This window comes from Nonomuraea sp. NPDC005983 (assembly GCF_040614375.1).
Lineage (GTDB): Bacteria > Actinomycetota > Actinomycetes > Streptosporangiales > Streptosporangiaceae > Nonomuraea.
Map to the genome: position 1 here is coordinate 20,040 of NZ_JBEXUP010000041.1, position 15,126 is coordinate 35,165.

Here is a 15,126-nt window from a genome sequence, read left to right on the forward strand (position 1 = left end):
GGAGCTGATCTGCTGTCATCAGATCCAAGCTGCTGATCGTCGAGCTGTGAACGTGCCACTCTGGCAGGCCGCAGGTCGCGAGTGTGCCTAACTGGCGAAATCGGGGGGTGGGATGCCCGCACTGGTGGTCGGGCCGATGCTGCGCTATGTCGACGCCGACAGTGCCACGGTCTGGGTGGAGACCAGCGAGCCCTGCACGGTCTTCGTGCGGGCGGGCGCTACCGGCGACGGGGCCGGCTACAGCGCCGACTACAGCGCCGACTACTGGGCTCCCACGTTCACGGTGCACGGGCACCACTACGCCCTGGTCGACCTCACCGGCCTGACGGCCGACGTCGACTCCTACGCCGTGGAGCTCGACGGCGAGCGGGTCTGGCCGCTGGAAGGCCGGCCGCCGAGCCGGATCCGGCTGCTCGGCGCCGAGGGGCCGCACACGCTGGCGTTCGGCTCGTGCCGCACCAGCGTTCCGCACGACACCGCGCACGTCCTCACCCAGGGCGAGGACGTGCTGCGCTCCTACGGCGAGCACCTGGCGACGGCCGGCGAGGAGGAGTGGCCCGACCTGCTGCTGCTCCTCGGCGACCAGGTGTACGCCGACAACCCGTCGCCCGAGATGCTGGAGTTCATCAGCGCCCGCAGGGACGACCCGCCGCACGGCGAGATCGCCGACTTCGAGGAGTACGCCGAGCTCTACCGCCAGGCCTGGACCGACCCGGAGATCCGCTGGCTGCTGTCCACCCTCCCCACGGCGATGATCTTCGACGACCACGACCTGCGCGACGACTGGAACACCTCCCAGACCTGGCGCGAGGAGATGGCCGCGACGAGCTGGTGGCGCCGCCGGGTGATCGCCGGGCTCGGCGCGTACTGGGTCTACCAGCACCTGGGCAACCTGTCGCCGGCGGAGCGGGCGGCCGACCCGCTGCTGCGGAGCCTGCTCAAGGGCGCGGGCGGCGACGCGCTCGACGCTTTCGCCGAGCGGGCCGACGCCGAGCCGAGCAGCAGCCGCTGGAGCTACGCCCGCGAGCTCGGCGGCACCCGCCTCATCATGGTCGACTCCCGGTGCGCCAGACAGCTCACCCCCGGCGACCGGCGGATGCTCGACCCGGTGGAGTGGGCCTGGCTGGAAGAGCAGGTCTCCAGGCCCGCCGACCGGCTGGTCATCGGCTCCTCGATCCCGTTCCTGCTGCCCGAGGGCGTCCACGCGGTGCAGAACTGGAACGAGGCGCTGTGCGACGGCGTGTGGGGCTCGACCGTGCGACGGCTGTCGGAGCGGTTCAGGCAGGCGTTCGACCTGGAGCACTGGGCGGCCTTCCGCCGCTCCTTCGAGGACCTGAGCAGGCTGCTGATGCGCCTCGGCAAGCCGGTGCTGATTCTCTCCGGCGACGTGCACTACTCGTACGTGGCCAAGGCGCGGGGCGAGCCGATCTACCAGATCGTCTGCTCGCCGATCCGCAACCCGCTCAGCCCGCTGCTGCGCTGGGCCAACGTCTTCAGCCAGTTCGGCCTCGCCACGCTGGTCGGCGGCCTGCTGGCGCGGCTGGCCCGGATCCCGAAGCCGCCGTTCCGCTGGCGGGTGGTCAAGGGGCCGTGGTTCCAGAACGCGCTGGCCACACTTACCCTGCCCAACCGGATCACCTGGTATGAATCTACAGGCAACGCCGTCAAGAGGATCGATTCTATACAGCTGCCATGAAAACGGTTATCGTTCATAGTTTGTGAACGCAGACCAGTACTCCGTCGCCGTCCCGTTCTACGACCTGTGGCACGAGGACGGGCACGTTCCAGAGATCCGCCGGCTGCTTCCTCCCCTCCTGAGCGGCGTGCGCCGCAGCGTCATGGAGATCGGCGCCGGCACCGGCCTGATCACCGAGCTCATCGCCTGGGAGACACCCGCCGAGATCTACGCCGTCGAGCCGTCGCTCGGCATGCGCTCGGTCCTGGTCTCCCGCCTGGCCGAACGCCCCGGCCTGCTGTCGCGGGTGACCGTCCTGCCCTGCAGCGCCCTCGACGTGGACGTCGACGAGCCCGTCGAGGCCGTCGTGATGATCTCCGTCCTGTACGGCCTGCGCCCCGAGGACCGGCAGGCGCTCTGGCCGGTGCTGGCCAGGCAGCTCGAACCCGGCGGCCTGCTGGTGTTCAACTGGCGGCCCTGGACCCCGCCCGCCCCCGGCCCCCTCGAGGTCATGGGCTCCTACCAGGTCGGCCGCCATCTCTACGAGATCCAGGGCCAGGCGCTCGCCGTCGAGGGCGAGATGGTCCGGTACCGCTTCCTCTACCAGATCACCCAGCACGGCGTCGTCATCAGCGAGGACGAGGTGATCAGCGAGAGCCACCGGCCGGGCAGGCGGGCCCTCGAGGCCGAACTGGACGCCGCCGGATTCGTCCAGGACACGGCGCCCGACGGCCTGCTCGCCTGGCGGCGCCAGAAATAGTGGGAACCGGGGTCCCGGGTGCGGCCAACAACAGGGTGACCGCATGAGAGAGGACCGCGACGTGGTGGGTGTTCAGGAGAAACCTGAAACGCTGGACGACTCGACGCTGATCGGGCATTCGCTCGGCGACCCTGAGATCTTCGCCGAGCTGTTCGACCGGCATGCCGACGAGATCCACAGGTACGCCGCCCGACGGCTCGGACCCGAACTGGCCGAGGACGTGACAGGAGAGGTGTTCCTCGTCGCGTTCCGGTCCAGGGCGCGGTACGACCGGTCGTGGCCCGACGCCAGGCCCTGGCTGTACGGCATCGCCACCAAGGTCGTGGCCCAGCACCGCAGGGCGGAACGGCGGCGCAACCAGGCCATGGCCAAGGTGAGCGTCGAGCGTCCGGGCACGTTCGACGAGCGCAGCGCGGACCGGGTGACGGCCGAGCAGCTCCAGCCCAGGCTGGCCCGCGCGCTGACCAGGCTCAGCGCGGGCGAGCGTGACCTGCTGCTGCTCGTGGCGTGGGCGGACCTCACCTACGAGGAGGCGGCGCTCGCGCTGGGCGTGCCCGTGGGCACGGTCCGGTCCAGGCTGCACCGGCTGCGCGTGAAGGTGCGCAGGGCGCTCGGCGGCATCGACCCTTTCGCAGAGGAGCCCCAGCATGGATGACGAGATTCGGGTGTTCGCGGAGGGCCGTCCGGCCGCTCCGAGGTTCGAGGAGGACGCGCGGGCACGGGCCCGCGAACGGTTGGTGCAGGAGACGCGCGGCGGGCGGCGCTTTCGCCTCCCGCGGTTGGGCTGGCAGACGGCGGCCGCATTCGGGGTGACCGTCACCCTGGTCGGGGGCGTGGCCGTGACGCTGTCAGCGCAGGGGACGGGCGCGGGCGGGCCGGGCACGTCGGTGTCGGCCGCCGTCATACCGCACGAGCTGGACCCGAAGCCGGGCCAGTTCATCCTGGTCGAGTCCGACACCATGTTCACGTCGGAGTCCTTCTCCAAGGACGGCAACACCCACTACCTGTACCGGACGCACAGGAAGATCTGGCAGTCGGTCGACGGGAGCGCCGACGGGCTGCTGCTGATCGAGGGCAGGGAGCCGAAGCCGTGGCCCGGCGAGCAGCTCCCCAAGGAGGCGAAGGACTGGCAGGGGTCGTCCTGGGGTCAGCTCGCGTCGTGCCCCGGCCGGATGGGCGACTACCGGCGCGACTACGCCTACCTGAGCACGCTGCCCACCGACCCGGCCGCGCTGCGCGAGCGCCTCTACAAGGACGTGACCAAGGACACGTCGAAGGGGCAGGACGCCGACGCGCGGGCGTTCAAGGACGTGAGCGACCTGTTCAGGGAGACCTACCTGCCCCGGCCGCAGCGTGAGGCGCTGTTCGAGGCGGCCAAGGCGATCCCGGGCGTGCAGGTGGCCGAGGGGGTCGAGGACTCGGCCGGGCGCAAGGGCGTGGCGCTCGGCCACGTCTCGCCGTGGGGGACGCTCGAACAGCTCATCTTCACGCCCGACACGCACATGCTGCTGGGCGAGCGGGCCACGGTCGTGGACGAGAAGCTGGCCAAGGCGCCCAAGGGCAGTCTGCTCGCGCTGACCGCGCAGCTGAACGTCGAGGTCGTGGACGAGCTGCCGGACGCGCCCGACGCGAGCAAGGACGACAGCTGCTCGATGTCGACGGCCGAGCCCGCGACGGCGACGCCGACGGCGGAGATGACCGCGACGGCCGAGCCGACGCCCATCGGGGAGACGATCACCGAGACGGTCGGGCCCGTCCCCACCATCACGCTCACCGCGAAGTCGATGCCATCCCCCACCCACTCCGTCACGGATGAGAAGGCGACGACGGTGACCCCGACGCCGATCGAGTCCGCGGCAGGCAGGCCGGAACCGACGCGCTCCCGGTAACCCACGGGCGGCACACCCGCTCGGCCTCGCGTGGCGTACAGCATGCGCCCATCTCACCCCGCTCAGGCACACGCGGGGTGGCACGGCTCGCACCCTCCGGGCTGCGAGCCGTGCCGTTGCCGCCTGTGGCCTGTGGCCTGTGACGTGGACTACCTGAACGAGGCGATCGCGTCCGCAAGCCGGTCGACGGCCCAGAGGAGGTCCTCCTCGGAGATCACGATCGGCGGCGCGAGCCGGATCGTGGAGCCGTGCGTGTCCTTGGCCAGCACGCCGCGCGCCATCAGCGCCTTGGACACCTCGCGGCCAGTGGCCAACGACGGGTCGATGTCGACGCCCGCCCACAGCCCGCGCCCGCGCACGGTCACCACGCCGTCGCCGATCAGCTCGCGCAGCCGCGCGTGCAGCAGCTCGCCGAGCCTGGAGGCCCGCTCCTGGTACTCGCCGGTGTTCAGGATGTCGATCACCGCGTTGCCGACGGCGCAGGCCAGCGGGTTGCCGCCGAACGTGGAGCCGTGCTGGCCGGGCTGGATCACGCCGAGCACGTCCTCGTTCGCGGCGATCGCCGAGACGGGGACCACGCCGCCGCCCAGCGCCTTGCCCAGGACGTAGACGTCCGGCACGACGCCCTCGTGGTCGCAGGCGAACGTCCGCCCGGTGCGGCCGAGACCCGACTGGATCTCGTCGGCGATCATCAGGACGTTTTGCTCCGTGCACAGCTCGCGCACCTGCGTCAGGTAGCCGTCCGGCGGCACCAGCACCCCGGCCTCGCCCTGGATCGGCTCGACCAGCACCGCGACCGTGTTCGCGTCGATCGCCTCGCGGATCGCCTCGACCGAGCCGTACTTCACGATCCGGAAGCCAGGGGTGTACGGGCCGAAGCCGCCGCGCGCGTCGGGGTCGGTGGAGAAGCTGACGATCGTGGTGGTGCGGCCGTGGAAGTTGTCCTCCATCACGACGATGTTGGCCTGGTCCGGCTCGACGCCCTTGACCTCGTAGCCCCACTTGCGGGCCACCTTGATCGCGGTCTCCACGGCCTCCGCGCCGGTGTTCATGGGCAGGATCATGTCCTTGCCCGTGAGGTCGCCGAGCCCGGCGCAGAACCTCGCGAACTGGTCGTGGTAGAACGCGCGGCTGGTGAGCGTCAGGTTCTTGAGCTGCTCCTGGGCCGCCTCGATGATCTTGGGGTTGCCGTGGCCGAAGTTGAGCGACGAGTAACCGGACAGGAAGTCCAGGTACCGCTCACCGTCGACGTCGGTGACCCAGGCGCCGTGCGCCTCGTGGATGACGACGGGGAGCGGGTGGTAGTTGTGCGCGCTGCGGCGCTCGCTGGCCTCGATCAGCTCCGCGCTGGTGCTCATGTCAGTTGTCCCCCCTGATCTCCAGTGTGCAGCACTTCGGGCCGCCGCCCGCCTTGCGCAGCTCGGACAGCTCGACGGGGATCACCTCGTACCCGCGCCGCTTCAGCTCCAGCTGGAGGTCGGCGGCCTCGGAGTTGATGATCACGTTCGTGCCGTCGCTGACCGCGTTGAGGCCGAGCACTTCGGCGTCCTCGCGGGTCGCGAGCACCGCGTCCGGGAACAGCCGGCGGAGCACCTCCTGGCTGCCCTGGGAGAAGGCGCCCGGGTAGTAGGCGACGTTCCGGCCGTCGAGTGAGAACAGCGCCGTGTCGAGGTGGTAGAAACGCGGGTCCACCAGCGTCAACGAGATCACCGGCCGCCCGAGTGACTCCTGTGCCTCCTGGTGCGCGGCGAGGTCGGTGCGGAAGCCCGTACCGGCCAGGATCACCTCGTCCAGGGTGAGGAAGTCGCCCTCGCCCTCGTTCACGTGCGTCGGCTCGGTCACCGGGTAGCCCTTGTCGGCGAACCAGCGCAGGTAGGCGGGGCCCTCCGCGGCGCGCTCCGGGAAGGTGAACCTGGCGCCGTAGACGCGTCCGCCGACCACGAGGGCGCCGTTCGCGGCGAACACCATGTCCGGCAGGCCCTCGACCGGATCGATCAGGCTGACCTTGTGCCCGAGGCTCTCGTACGCCGACTTGAGGCCCTCCCACTGCCGGATCGCGACCTCGCGGTCGGCGCCCGCCTCGGGATCCATCCACGGATTGATCGCGTACTCCACCGTGAAGAAATCGGGGCGGCACATCAGGAAGTGCTTGGGCATGCAGGTCTCCGTCGTGGTTGTCGGGTGATGTCCGAAGGGGACGGAGACAGCCTAAGAAAGTACGTTTATGCAGGCCAAGCGGGCGGCATTGCGTGTTGGCGGTGTTTCGTTGCGAGTCTCACGCACTGACACCCGATCTGTTGCGCGTGTCCGGAAGGGCCGCGCCCGTGGGCGTCTCGATCAGCCTCGACAGCACGATCGCGCTCTTCGTGCGCACCACGAAGGACTCGGCCGCCAGCCGCTCGATCACCTGCTCGACGTGCCGCACGTCCGTCGCCCTGATGTGCAGCAGCGCGTCGGCCTCGCCGGTGATGGTGGCCGCGCCGACGACCTCGGGGAACCTGGCGACGGCCAGCGCGATGTCGGATGGCTTGGTCTTGCCCTGGCAGAACAGCTCCACGTACGCCTCGGTGGTCCAGCCGAGCGCCTGCGGCGCCACCCTGGCGCTGAACCCGGTGATCGCGCCCGCCTCGCGCAGCCGGTCGACCCGCCGCTTGACGGCCGACGCGCTCAGCCCGACCTGGTGCCCGATCTCCGCGTAGGTGGCGCGGGCGTCCTCCACGAGCGCGGTGATGATGTCACGGTCCAGCCTGTCCAGTTCCACGCGCTCTGTATATCGCCTCGCCGCGGTGGCGCGCGACGCGCCAACCGGGGCAAACTTGCGATCATCGGTGCTCCAGGCCGTCAGGGAGCTGGGCTACGTGCCCAACGCCGCCGCCAGGAGCCTGGTCACGCGGCGCACCGACACGATCGCGCTGGTGCCCACCTGGCCATCGGCGCCCTCCAGGCGGCGCGGGAGGCGGCCAGGCGGGTGCCGGACGACCTGGCCGTCGTGGGCTTCGACGACATCGACGCCGCCTCCTGCACCACGCCTCAGCTCACCACCGTCCGGGTGCCGGTCAACGAGCAGGCCATGGCGCTGGCCAGGCTCCTGCTGTCGCGGCTCGACGGCAGGCACACCACGTCGGTCGTGCTGCCCGCCCGGCTCGTGGTCAGGGAGTCGGCCTAGGCTCGCTACAGGTCCTGCGCGAGCTGTGGGAAGACCTTGGAGACCTTCGAGACCAGGTACTCGCCGTACGTGCCGGTGAAGGCGCGCAGGTCCTGGCCGTCCCAGCGGGCGCGCCCGCCGGGGGTGTACGGGAGCGGCGGCACCTCGCTGTGCCAGCCGGGGTCGAAGAAGAACGGGAAGCTCAGGCGGTCGTTGCCGCTGAGGTTGCGGACCCGGTGCGGGGTCGAGCGGTACAGGCCGCCCGTGAGCTTGTCGAGCATGTCGCCGATGTTGCAGACGAACGTGCCCGGCAGCGGGGGCGCGTCCGTCCAGCCGGTGGAGGTGTGCACCTGGAGGCCGCCGTTGGAGTCCTGGAGCAGCAGCGTGAGCAGGCCGTAGTCGGTGTGCTCGCCGACGCCCCACGCGTCGCTGTCCGGCGGGGCGGGCGGGTAGTGGAATATCCGGAAAAGGACGGTGGGGTCGGCGGTGTAGCCGGTGCGGAAGTAGTCCGCGTCCAGGCCCAGGCTGAGGGCGATGCCGGACATCACCGTCTGCGCGACACCGGTCATCTCGTCCAGGTAGCGCAGGACGGCGGCGCGCAGCTCGGGCACCTGCTCGGGGAACAGGTTCGGGCCGTGCAGCGGCAGGTCGCCCGGCGGCTCCTCGGCGCCGAAGTAGACGCCCTCCTTGAGGTCCGGCCTGCCCGAGGTCAGCTCGCCACCGACCGGGAAGAAACCGCGCCAGGCCCGGCCGCCCCGGTCCATCGAGATCTCGTTCTTCACCTCGGCGGGGAGCGCGAAGAACGTCCTGCTCGCCGCGTCGAGCCGGGCAGGCAGCTCTGGTGGCACGCCGTGGCCTGTGACGTAGAAGAAGCCGCTGTCACGGCAGGCGGCGCCGATCTCGTCCGCCGTCGCGTGGGCCGCGTCCCCGCGCGTGAGAAGGGGCGCGATGTCGATCACCGGCAGTTCGCTCACAACGGCATTGTTCCGCAGTCGCGACGATCAGCACCGACATCCAGGACCCTGGCCATCTGAAAGAGACCGGCCGCGCCCGCGCCGGGCGGGCGCGGCCGTTGTGTCACGTGCTCGAGAAGGTGAACCAGTTGACGTTCACGAAGTCGGCCGGTTGGCCGCTGCTGAACGTCAGGTAGACCGTGTGGGTGCCCGTCACCGCGGAGATGTTCGCCGGAACCGTCCGCCAGCTCTGCCAGCCGCCGGTGTTCGCCACCGCGAAGTCCCCGATCGGCGGGGCAGTCGGGCTGTCGAGCCGCACCTGGATCAGCCCGCTCACCCCGCCCGCCGCGCCGGAGGCCACGCGGGCCTTGAACTGCGTGGCCGCCTGGCTGCCGAAGTCCACCTGGTCATAGCGCAGCCAGTCGCCGTTGGAGATGGCGCCGACGTTCTGCCCGCCGCCCGTGTCCGTGGTCGTCTCCACCATCGTGCCCGCCTGCGCCTGGAAGCCCTCGGCCTGGATGGTCGAGCGGGCGTCCACGCCGCCGCCCGGGGGTACGGTGGGCCCGCCGCTCTGCCAGACCGCCACGTAGTCGACCAGCATGGACCGCCCAGGGACGGTCGCCGCGGTCGGCGTCGGCCCGCCCAGCGCGTCCGGGAACGCCCCGCCCATGGCCAGGTTGAGCAGCAGGAAGTAGCCGCCGTGACCGGTCATGCCGTTCCAGGTGCCCGCGTCGAACTGCGCCTGGCTGACGCTGTGGAACTGCTGGCCGTCGACGTACCAGCGGAGCTGGTTCGGGCTGACGCTGCGGTCCCATTCGAAGCGGTAGGTGTGGAACGCGGACTGGCAGGTGGAGCCGGGGCAGGCCCGGTTGCTGCCGATACCCGTGGTCTCGTTGCACGGCCCGCCGGGGTTGACGCCGCAGTGCAGCACGCCCCAGACCGCGTTGACGCCGTTGACGTTCTCCATGATGTCGAACTCGCCGATGCCCGGCCAGTTCCAGTAGTTCCCCCGGTACGGCGAGCCGAGCGCCCAGAACGCGGGCCAGTAACCCAGCGCCTCCTGCCCGGTCACGTTCGGCATCTGGATGCGGCCCTCGATCCGCAGGACGCGCCCGTCGGCGGGCTTGAAGTCGGCCCTCCTGGTCTCGATGCGCGCCGACGTCCACTCGCCCGAGCCGCTGCGCTGCGCGGTGATGCGCAGGTTCCCGCCGCCGTCGAGGCTGAGGTTCGAGGGGCTGGACGTGTAGTTCTGGATCTCGCCGGTGCCCCAGTTGGCCGGGCCACCGGGGTACGAGTGCCCGGTGTCGACGATCCAGTTCGCGGACGACGGCGCGGACCCGGACGGGCCGGCGAAGTCGTCCGACCAGACCAGCGACCAGCCGGAGGGAGTGGGGGGCACGGCGGCGGAGGCGCTCACGGCCACGTAGACCAGCAGGCTGCTGACCATGCCCACCACTGAGCCCACCACTGAGGCCACTGAGGCCAGCCGACGGCGGCGCGTGGGTTGTCGAGATGTCATCGCTGCTCCTGGGGGATGCGAAGGGGCGATGAGAGCGCTCTCTCACGAGACGAAAACACACCCACAACGCCCTGTCAACAAATCCACCCTGCTGCGACAGAGAGGCAGAGAGCGCTCTCCAAACTGGCTCGTCGAGATACTCGGTTGCCTTGGCCGGGAGCTCGCCTCGCGAGGGAGCCGATTGAACCGACCGGGTGAGGGCCCTCCGTAGGCGGACCAGCCGGCTATAGGCCGGGCTCGGCGCTCGACCCGTTGACCGTGTTGGCCGGGGTGTCGAGCCAGATGTGCTGACCATCGGGGGAGACGGTCATGCCGAACCTGGCGCGATCCGGACCGCCCCACGAGACCCAGCGCAGATAGGCGGCCTCCAGTTCGTCCCACAGATCACGTGCTCCGCGTTGCAGGACCGCCACGCGCTTGAAAGCGGGGGAGTAGTGGACCTGAGCGTCGGAGTCGCCGGACCACAGCGAGAGGTGGAACTCGCCGTCGTCCTGGTCCGCGTACGCGCCGCTCACGTCCGGCAGCGTCGCGGCGATGGCGATGCCGGCGCCCGTCGAGGAGCGCACCACCCTGCGTGGGTCCAGATAGCTGGCAGAGTCCCGGTAGGAGCCGTCGAGCTGGGGCGGGCTCCAGCGCTGTGAGCGGAGCATCATGTACGCGACACCGGTGTGAAACCTCCCCACGGCGGTACCGTCACCGGTCACGGTCAGTTTGGTCAGGTATCCGCCTTCCCAGCGGGGCATCCACGGAAGGACGATCACACCGCCGACCCGGGTCTGCTCCACCCACGCGTACGGCACCTCGAGCACTCCGCAGGTGACGTGTACCTGGTCGTACGGCGCTCCCTCGGAGCACCCCGCCGCGCCGTCTCCCAGGATCAGCCGGGGTTCGTGCCCGGACCTGCTCAGGTTCTCGGCGGCCGCGTCGAACACGGCGCGGTCGATCTCGATGCTGGTCACGTTCTCGTCCCCGAGACGATGTGCCAGCAGCCCCGCCGTCCAGCCGGTGCCCGTGCCGATCTCCAGGACCTCGTCGCCGTCGAAGGGACTGAGCGCCCCCAGCCCCGCCGCGACCAGGCTCGGCATGGAGCACGAAGAGGTGTACTCCCCCTCTCCCTCGGCCACGTCGCTTGCGCCGTCGTCCGTTTGGGTGACGATCGCGGCGTCGGAGTACACGGCGTCCAGCCAGGTGCCCGGATCGACGGCTCTATCGATCGGATAGCCGGGCGCGTCGTCGGGATGGCACCATGCCTTGTCCGGGATGAACAGGTGCCGGGGAACGGCGTGCATCGCCGCACGCCACTCGTCGCCGAGGTCTGCGATCTTGTCGCTGAGAGCGTTGCCCCGCTCACCAGCGTTCATTTCTGCGCGGGCTTCTCGTGCTTGCCGGGCGGGCCGGGACGCAGTCCGTCGTGACTCGGCTTCGGCTTCTCGACCGGCTTGTCACTAGGCCGCTCGCCGTCATCGTGCTTCCCCATGGAGCGAACTCCTTCCCTTCCACGATCCACTTCCGGATCGCGGCCGCACTCGATCGCCGCGCCCGTGTTGTGTCGACGGTAAGAGCTGGTGAGCCGCCCGAACACCTATGAGAAGGTCCGCGGTCACTCGGGTCTTGGGGCGGTGCTGACCTGCCGGTTTTCGCGATTTCTGAGGCGATCGCCCATGGGGATGGTTAATCTGGCGCCGAATCATGAGGAGGCGCGCGATATCTACCCAGGGTCGGGCCGGGAGCAGCCCTCAGGCGCGGGGCCGCGAACTGGCACGTATCGGCACACAACTATGGCAAGAGACGGGCTCGGTCAGAAGAGCCGCGATCGAGCTGATGAGTCGGCATCCTGGCATTCCCAGCCTTCAGGCACACCGCTACGCGTGTGGCCTCTCCCAGGACCGGGCCGCCGCCCGGTACAACGAGGTGATGGGCCATCAGACCAGCCTGGGCGGCACGTCCATCAACGCCTGGGAAACATGGGCGCGTGCTCGCGGCGGAGCCGGATCACCCCCGACCTTCCCAAGCCTGCTGACTCTCGCCACCGCGTACAGCGGCGGCCCTTCGGGGGTGGCGGACGAGCACGTCTCTCCCGGTGATCTGATCGCCGAGGCGTACGAGCGCCTTGCGCCCGAAGATCAGCTCTCGCTGAACAGGTTCACCGCGGCCGGCTTGACCGGCGAGCCATCCGCACCACGGACGGGACCGGAAGGCCACCGGCTCCTCACCGAAACCAATGTCATCGGCCCTGATTTCAAAATCGCCGTCCCGACTCTCGAGTACGGCAACCCCGAGATCTCCCTTTACTCCTTGCCCAATCCCCGGCCAGGACAGCTGCTGAACCTGACCTGGGCGTCGTTCGGATACGGGGTCGAACGCCTCATCCAGCAGATCAAGAACGTCGGGCGCAGGGTGGACGCGGACGCCTGCTTCGGCGTCAACGAGGCCGGCCTCGTCATGGCGACCTTCCTCGCGTCAGCCCAGTTCGGGCGCTGCCCCATCGGCTACCTCAAGTGCAACGAGAGGCGGGACTCCATCACGCTCGATCGGGCCTCGGTGTACCCGGAGCTGCCGGAGGCCCCGACGATCGTCCTGTGCGACTTCGAGGTCAAGCATGCGGACGTCGTCGGATACGTCACCCGCGAGATCCGCGCCCGCTACCCAGGCGCGGAGATCTACTTCGCCGTCTTCGGTGCCATGACCAAGGGCCGGGACCTCGAAGTGGCCGGCTTCGACGACCTGACCGGCGCGGGAATCATGCGCGCCGCCGACTTCACAGCGGTGTTCATCGCCGCGACGATGAGCCCTCCCGGCATCGAGCCGCCCCTGGAGCTGCGCTGACAACACCGAACGCGTTGACCTCGGCGGACCCGCCGTCCCTCGCGGAAAACAGCCCGGGCGGGCGCCGGAGTAGGCGCCCGCCCGGGTGAGGTACGTGTGGGGTCAGCCCTTGTCGGCCTCGCCGGTGGCCTGCTCCAGGGCGTCCTCCGGGGACGCCTCCAGGTCCTGCTCGGCGTCGGCGCCCGCCTGGGCGGACGCCTTGTCGAGGCGCACCCAGCTGGTCACACTCTCCACCGCGAACAGCACGAACAGGTACGCCGTCAGCACGGCGAGCACCGGCGTGAGGACGTCGAAGGCGGCGGCGGCGCCGATGATGAGCAGCCGCAGCTCCCAGCCGAGCCCCGCCTGGAAGACCCAGGCGGGCGGCCAGATGCTCTGCCGGGTGCGGTAGACGGTGTCGTAGGTGTGGTAACCCACCACGTACACCAGGACGAACAGCAGCCACCTGGGCGCGCCCGACTGCAGCGCCACCACGATCATGGCGAGGAACTCGGCACCGCGCAGCAGCGGCGGGGTGAGCCAGTCGAAGCGGCCCAGGTGGTCGCGCGGCGCGGTGGGCAGCACCAGCACCAGCATGATCAGCGAGGGCAGCAGCAGTATCGGCCCCGGCTTCAGCAGGCCGACGGCGGCGATCGCGACGATGGCGAGCAGGGCGACGAGGGTGGCGGGGACGGGCGGCAGGCCCTTGCCGAGCTTGCCGGCCAGCGCGTGCACGAGCGGGCCGTCGTCGCGGTAGGCGAGCAGGCGGGCGGTCTGGACGCGGCGGCGTTCCTCGTCGGGGTCCGGCGTGGCGGTGGTGGCGGCCTGCGGGTGGGTGATCATGCGAGCGACCTCATGAGGCGTCCGGTGAGGGTGTAGGCGGCGGCGACGGTGCCCCAGATCACCAGCGTGAGGAAGGTGATGCGGGCGTCGAAGAGGGCGGCGGTGATCGCGATGGCCGCGAACCGCTCGCCGATGGGGAAGACGATCATCTTGCGGGCCCAGTGCACGGCGCGGTACTTGCCGGCCTTGGACCACATCTTCAGCAGGCCGCGGACGCCCTGGCTGCGCTCCTCCTTGCGGCGCACCAGCGCCTTGCGGAGATCGCTGTCGGACGGGGCGTCGAGCGCCAGCGTGGGGAGCTGGGCCGGCGGCTTACGGCGGTTGGAGATGCCGAAGGAGAAGTCGAGCAGGTGACGGATCGACTGGAGGCCGATCGCGGCGAGCGCGAGGATCCAGATGTCGTCGCCGTTGCCGGAGACCACCCAGCCGACGGCCAGGCCGGCGAAGACGACGTACTCCTTGAACCGGTCGAAGGTGGCGTCGAGCCAGGCCCCGAGCACGCCGAACTTGCGGGCGTAGCGGGCGACCTGGCCGTCGACGCAGTCGAAGACGAAGGCGAAGTAGATCAGCACGCCGCCCGCGACCATCCATGGCCGGTCGCCGGTGGCGAAACAGGCCGCGGCCAGCACGCCCAGCGTGATCGAGATGAGCGTCACCTGGTTGGGCGTCAGGCCGCGCCTGGCCGCCCAGCGGGCGATGAAGCGGGAGTAGGTGGAGACGAAGTACGTGGTGAAGAAGCCGTCGGCGCCCTTGACCGCGTTGTCGAGCCTGGCGCGGTCCTCGTCCATCCCGGCCATCTCGGCGCCCGCCTCGTTGACCTCCTCCTGGGTGGTGACCCGGCGGTAGAACAGGTCGCGGCGGCCGCGCAGGCCCACCGACACGCCGTTGCGCACCAGCCCGAAGACGATGATCTGCACCAGGTCGTCGTCGGGGCCGAACCGGTCGGCCATGTCGGCCAGCGCGCGGCAGGTCTCGGCCAGCATCGGGGCGTTGCGCAGGCTGATGTGGAGCGGGCCCAACATCACCGCGTTGGGCCTGGTGACCTGGTGGTTGGCGGTGCCGACCGAGACGATGCGCGACTTGCCGGCACGGGAGCGGACGGGCAGCCCCTCGAGCCGGTTCATGCCGATCTCCGGCTCGGCCTCGTCGATGGGGACGATGTCCTCCTGCACCTCGTCACCCGCCTCGGGGCGCGGCTCCTTCGCGATGAGCGCCAGCGCGCCGCGTTTGGCCTTGGTGATCTGGTAGATCAGCTCGTCGTGGACGACGGAGTTGTCCGGGATGATGAAAAGGTTCTCCGTTGCGGACTCTGCGACGTCTGCCACGGCGCGCAGCGCGGCGGCCACGTCACCGGAGGCGATCGTGGCGGGCTGCGGATCCAGGGAAACGAGCTGGCTGCGCAGCCGCTCGGCCACGGTGGGATTGCCAGGCAGCGCGGCCAGCCTCAGGCCGGTCGGAGCGGTGTCGGGGCTGGGCGAAGAGCCCAGCAGGACCACGCGGGTCATGACTCCCTTTCGAGGCGGTAGCGGGGGGTTGA

General features: G+C 70.2%; 13 protein-coding genes and 1 pseudogene. 6 read left to right on the plus strand and 8 right to left on the minus strand.

Annotated elements, in window-relative coordinates:
• Positions 1–112: 112 nt before the first annotated feature.
• Genes ABZ297_RS19640 through ABZ297_RS19655 form a run of 4 tightly spaced genes read left to right on the plus strand, consistent with a single transcriptional unit; the run spans position 113 to position 4,324 of the window.
• Positions 113–1,696, plus strand: a complete 1,584-nt coding sequence (locus ABZ297_RS19640; protein WP_355347725.1) for an alkaline phosphatase D family protein — start codon at positions 113–115, stop codon at positions 1,694–1,696.
• Between the two features lie 22 nt (positions 1,697–1,718).
• Positions 1,719–2,435 (plus strand): class I SAM-dependent methyltransferase, encoded by a 717-nt coding sequence (locus tag ABZ297_RS19645; protein WP_355347728.1) that lies wholly within the window; start codon positions 1,719–1,721, stop codon positions 2,433–2,435.
• A gap of 43 nt (positions 2,436–2,478) precedes the next feature.
• Positions 2,479–3,090, plus strand: a complete 612-nt coding sequence (locus tag ABZ297_RS19650) for an RNA polymerase sigma factor (protein ID WP_355347731.1) — start codon at positions 2,479–2,481, stop codon at positions 3,088–3,090.
• Positions 3,083–4,324 (plus strand): CU044_5270 family protein, encoded by a 1,242-nt coding sequence (locus ABZ297_RS19655; RefSeq protein WP_355347734.1) that lies wholly within the window; start codon positions 3,083–3,085, stop codon positions 4,322–4,324. Before ABZ297_RS19650 ends, ABZ297_RS19655 begins: the two co-directional genes overlap by 8 nt.
• 149 nt (positions 4,325–4,473) lie before the next feature.
• Here the strand turns inward: ABZ297_RS19655 and rocD are convergent, their stop codons facing one another.
• The 3 genes and pseudogenes from rocD to ABZ297_RS19670 form a co-directional block, all read right to left on the minus strand.
• Positions 4,474–5,682 carry an ornithine--oxo-acid transaminase gene (rocD, locus tag ABZ297_RS19660; RefSeq protein WP_355347737.1) on the minus strand — a complete coding sequence of 403 codons (1,209 nt, stop codon included), beginning with the start codon at positions 5,680–5,682 and terminating at the stop codon, positions 4,474–4,476.
• 1 nt (position 5,683) lies between these two features.
• Positions 5,684–6,487, minus strand: a pseudogene (gene ddaH / locus ABZ297_RS19665) (dimethylargininase); the annotation flags it as partial.
• 112 nt (positions 6,488–6,599) lie between these two features.
• Positions 6,600–7,085, minus strand: a complete 486-nt coding sequence (locus ABZ297_RS19670) for an Lrp/AsnC family transcriptional regulator (RefSeq protein WP_355347740.1) — start codon at positions 7,083–7,085, stop codon at positions 6,600–6,602.
• Here ABZ297_RS19670 and ABZ297_RS19675 point away from each other — a divergent pair.
• The gene (locus tag ABZ297_RS19675) at positions 7,005–7,490 is read left to right on the plus strand and encodes a substrate-binding domain-containing protein (RefSeq protein ID WP_355347743.1); all 486 of its coding nucleotides are present in this window, start codon (positions 7,005–7,007) and stop codon (positions 7,488–7,490) included. The genes ABZ297_RS19670 and ABZ297_RS19675 overlap by 81 nt on opposite strands.
• Positions 7,491–7,495: 5 nt before the next feature.
• Here ABZ297_RS19675 and ABZ297_RS19680 read toward each other — a convergent pair whose 3' ends face one another.
• The 3 genes from ABZ297_RS19680 to ABZ297_RS19690 all read right to left on the minus strand — a co-directional run bounded on the left by ABZ297_RS19680 (position 7,496) and on the right by ABZ297_RS19690 (position 11,302).
• Entirely contained in the window at positions 7,496–8,443 is a 948-nt protein-coding gene (locus tag ABZ297_RS19680; protein ID WP_355347746.1) for a 2-oxoglutarate and iron-dependent oxygenase domain-containing protein, read from the minus strand.
• Positions 8,444–8,546: 103 nt separating this feature from the next.
• Positions 8,547–9,941 (minus strand): glycoside hydrolase family 16 protein, encoded by a 1,395-nt coding sequence (locus tag ABZ297_RS19685; protein WP_355347749.1) that lies wholly within the window; start codon positions 9,939–9,941, stop codon positions 8,547–8,549.
• A gap of 224 nt (positions 9,942–10,165) precedes the next feature.
• Positions 10,166–11,302 carry a methyltransferase domain-containing protein gene (locus tag ABZ297_RS19690; RefSeq protein WP_355347752.1) on the minus strand — a complete coding sequence of 379 codons (1,137 nt, stop codon included), beginning with the start codon at positions 11,300–11,302 and terminating at the stop codon, positions 10,166–10,168.
• 328 nt (positions 11,303–11,630) lie between these two features.
• Here ABZ297_RS19690 and ABZ297_RS19695 point away from each other — a divergent pair, with 328 nt between their 5' ends.
• Complete coding sequence (locus ABZ297_RS19695; protein ID WP_355347755.1) at positions 11,631–12,767, plus strand: hypothetical protein; 1,137 nt, start codon at positions 11,631–11,633, stop codon at positions 12,765–12,767.
• Between the two features lie 102 nt (positions 12,768–12,869).
• On the opposite strand, the gene ABZ297_RS19700 is transcribed toward ABZ297_RS19695, so the two are convergent.
• Together ABZ297_RS19700 and ABZ297_RS19705 are read right to left on the minus strand one after the other, a co-directional pair.
• Entirely contained in the window at positions 12,870–13,589 is a 720-nt protein-coding gene (locus tag ABZ297_RS19700; protein ID WP_355347757.1) for a DUF5941 domain-containing protein, read from the minus strand.
• On the minus strand, positions 13,586–15,094 hold the full coding sequence (locus ABZ297_RS19705; RefSeq protein ID WP_355347760.1) for a CDP-alcohol phosphatidyltransferase family protein: 1,509 nt from the start codon (positions 15,092–15,094) through the stop codon (positions 13,586–13,588). The genes ABZ297_RS19700 and ABZ297_RS19705 overlap by 4 nt, the downstream gene beginning before the upstream one ends.
• Positions 15,095–15,126 lie beyond the last annotated feature (32 nt).

Bases quoted from the DNA above. Each gene is read 5' to 3' on its own strand.
- ABZ297_RS19640 (WP_355347725.1), top strand. From the start codon at position 113: ATGCCCGCACTGGTGGTCGGGCCGATGCTGCGCTATGTCGACGCCGAC.
- ABZ297_RS19650 (WP_355347731.1), top strand. From the start codon at position 2,479: ATGAGAGAGGACCGCGACGTGGTGGGTGTTCAGGAGAAACCTGAAACG.
- ABZ297_RS19655 (WP_355347734.1), top strand. From the start codon at position 3,083: ATGGATGACGAGATTCGGGTGTTCGCGGAGGGCCGTCCGGCCGCTCCG.
- rocD (WP_355347737.1), bottom strand. From the start codon at position 5,682: ATGAGCACCAGCGCGGAGCTGATCGAGGCCAGCGAGCGCCGCAGCGCG.
- ABZ297_RS19685 (WP_355347749.1), bottom strand. From the start codon at position 9,941: ATGACATCTCGACAACCCACGCGCCGCCGTCGGCTGGCCTCAGTGGCC.
- ABZ297_RS19690 (WP_355347752.1), bottom strand. From the start codon at position 11,302: ATGAACGCTGGTGAGCGGGGCAACGCTCTCAGCGACAAGATCGCAGAC.
- ABZ297_RS19695 (WP_355347755.1), top strand. From the start codon at position 11,631: ATGAGGAGGCGCGCGATATCTACCCAGGGTCGGGCCGGGAGCAGCCCT.
- ABZ297_RS19700 (WP_355347757.1), bottom strand. From the start codon at position 13,589: ATGATCACCCACCCGCAGGCCGCCACCACCGCCACGCCGGACCCCGAC.
- ABZ297_RS19705 (WP_355347760.1), bottom strand. From the start codon at position 15,094: ATGACCCGCGTGGTCCTGCTGGGCTCTTCGCCCAGCCCCGACACCGCT.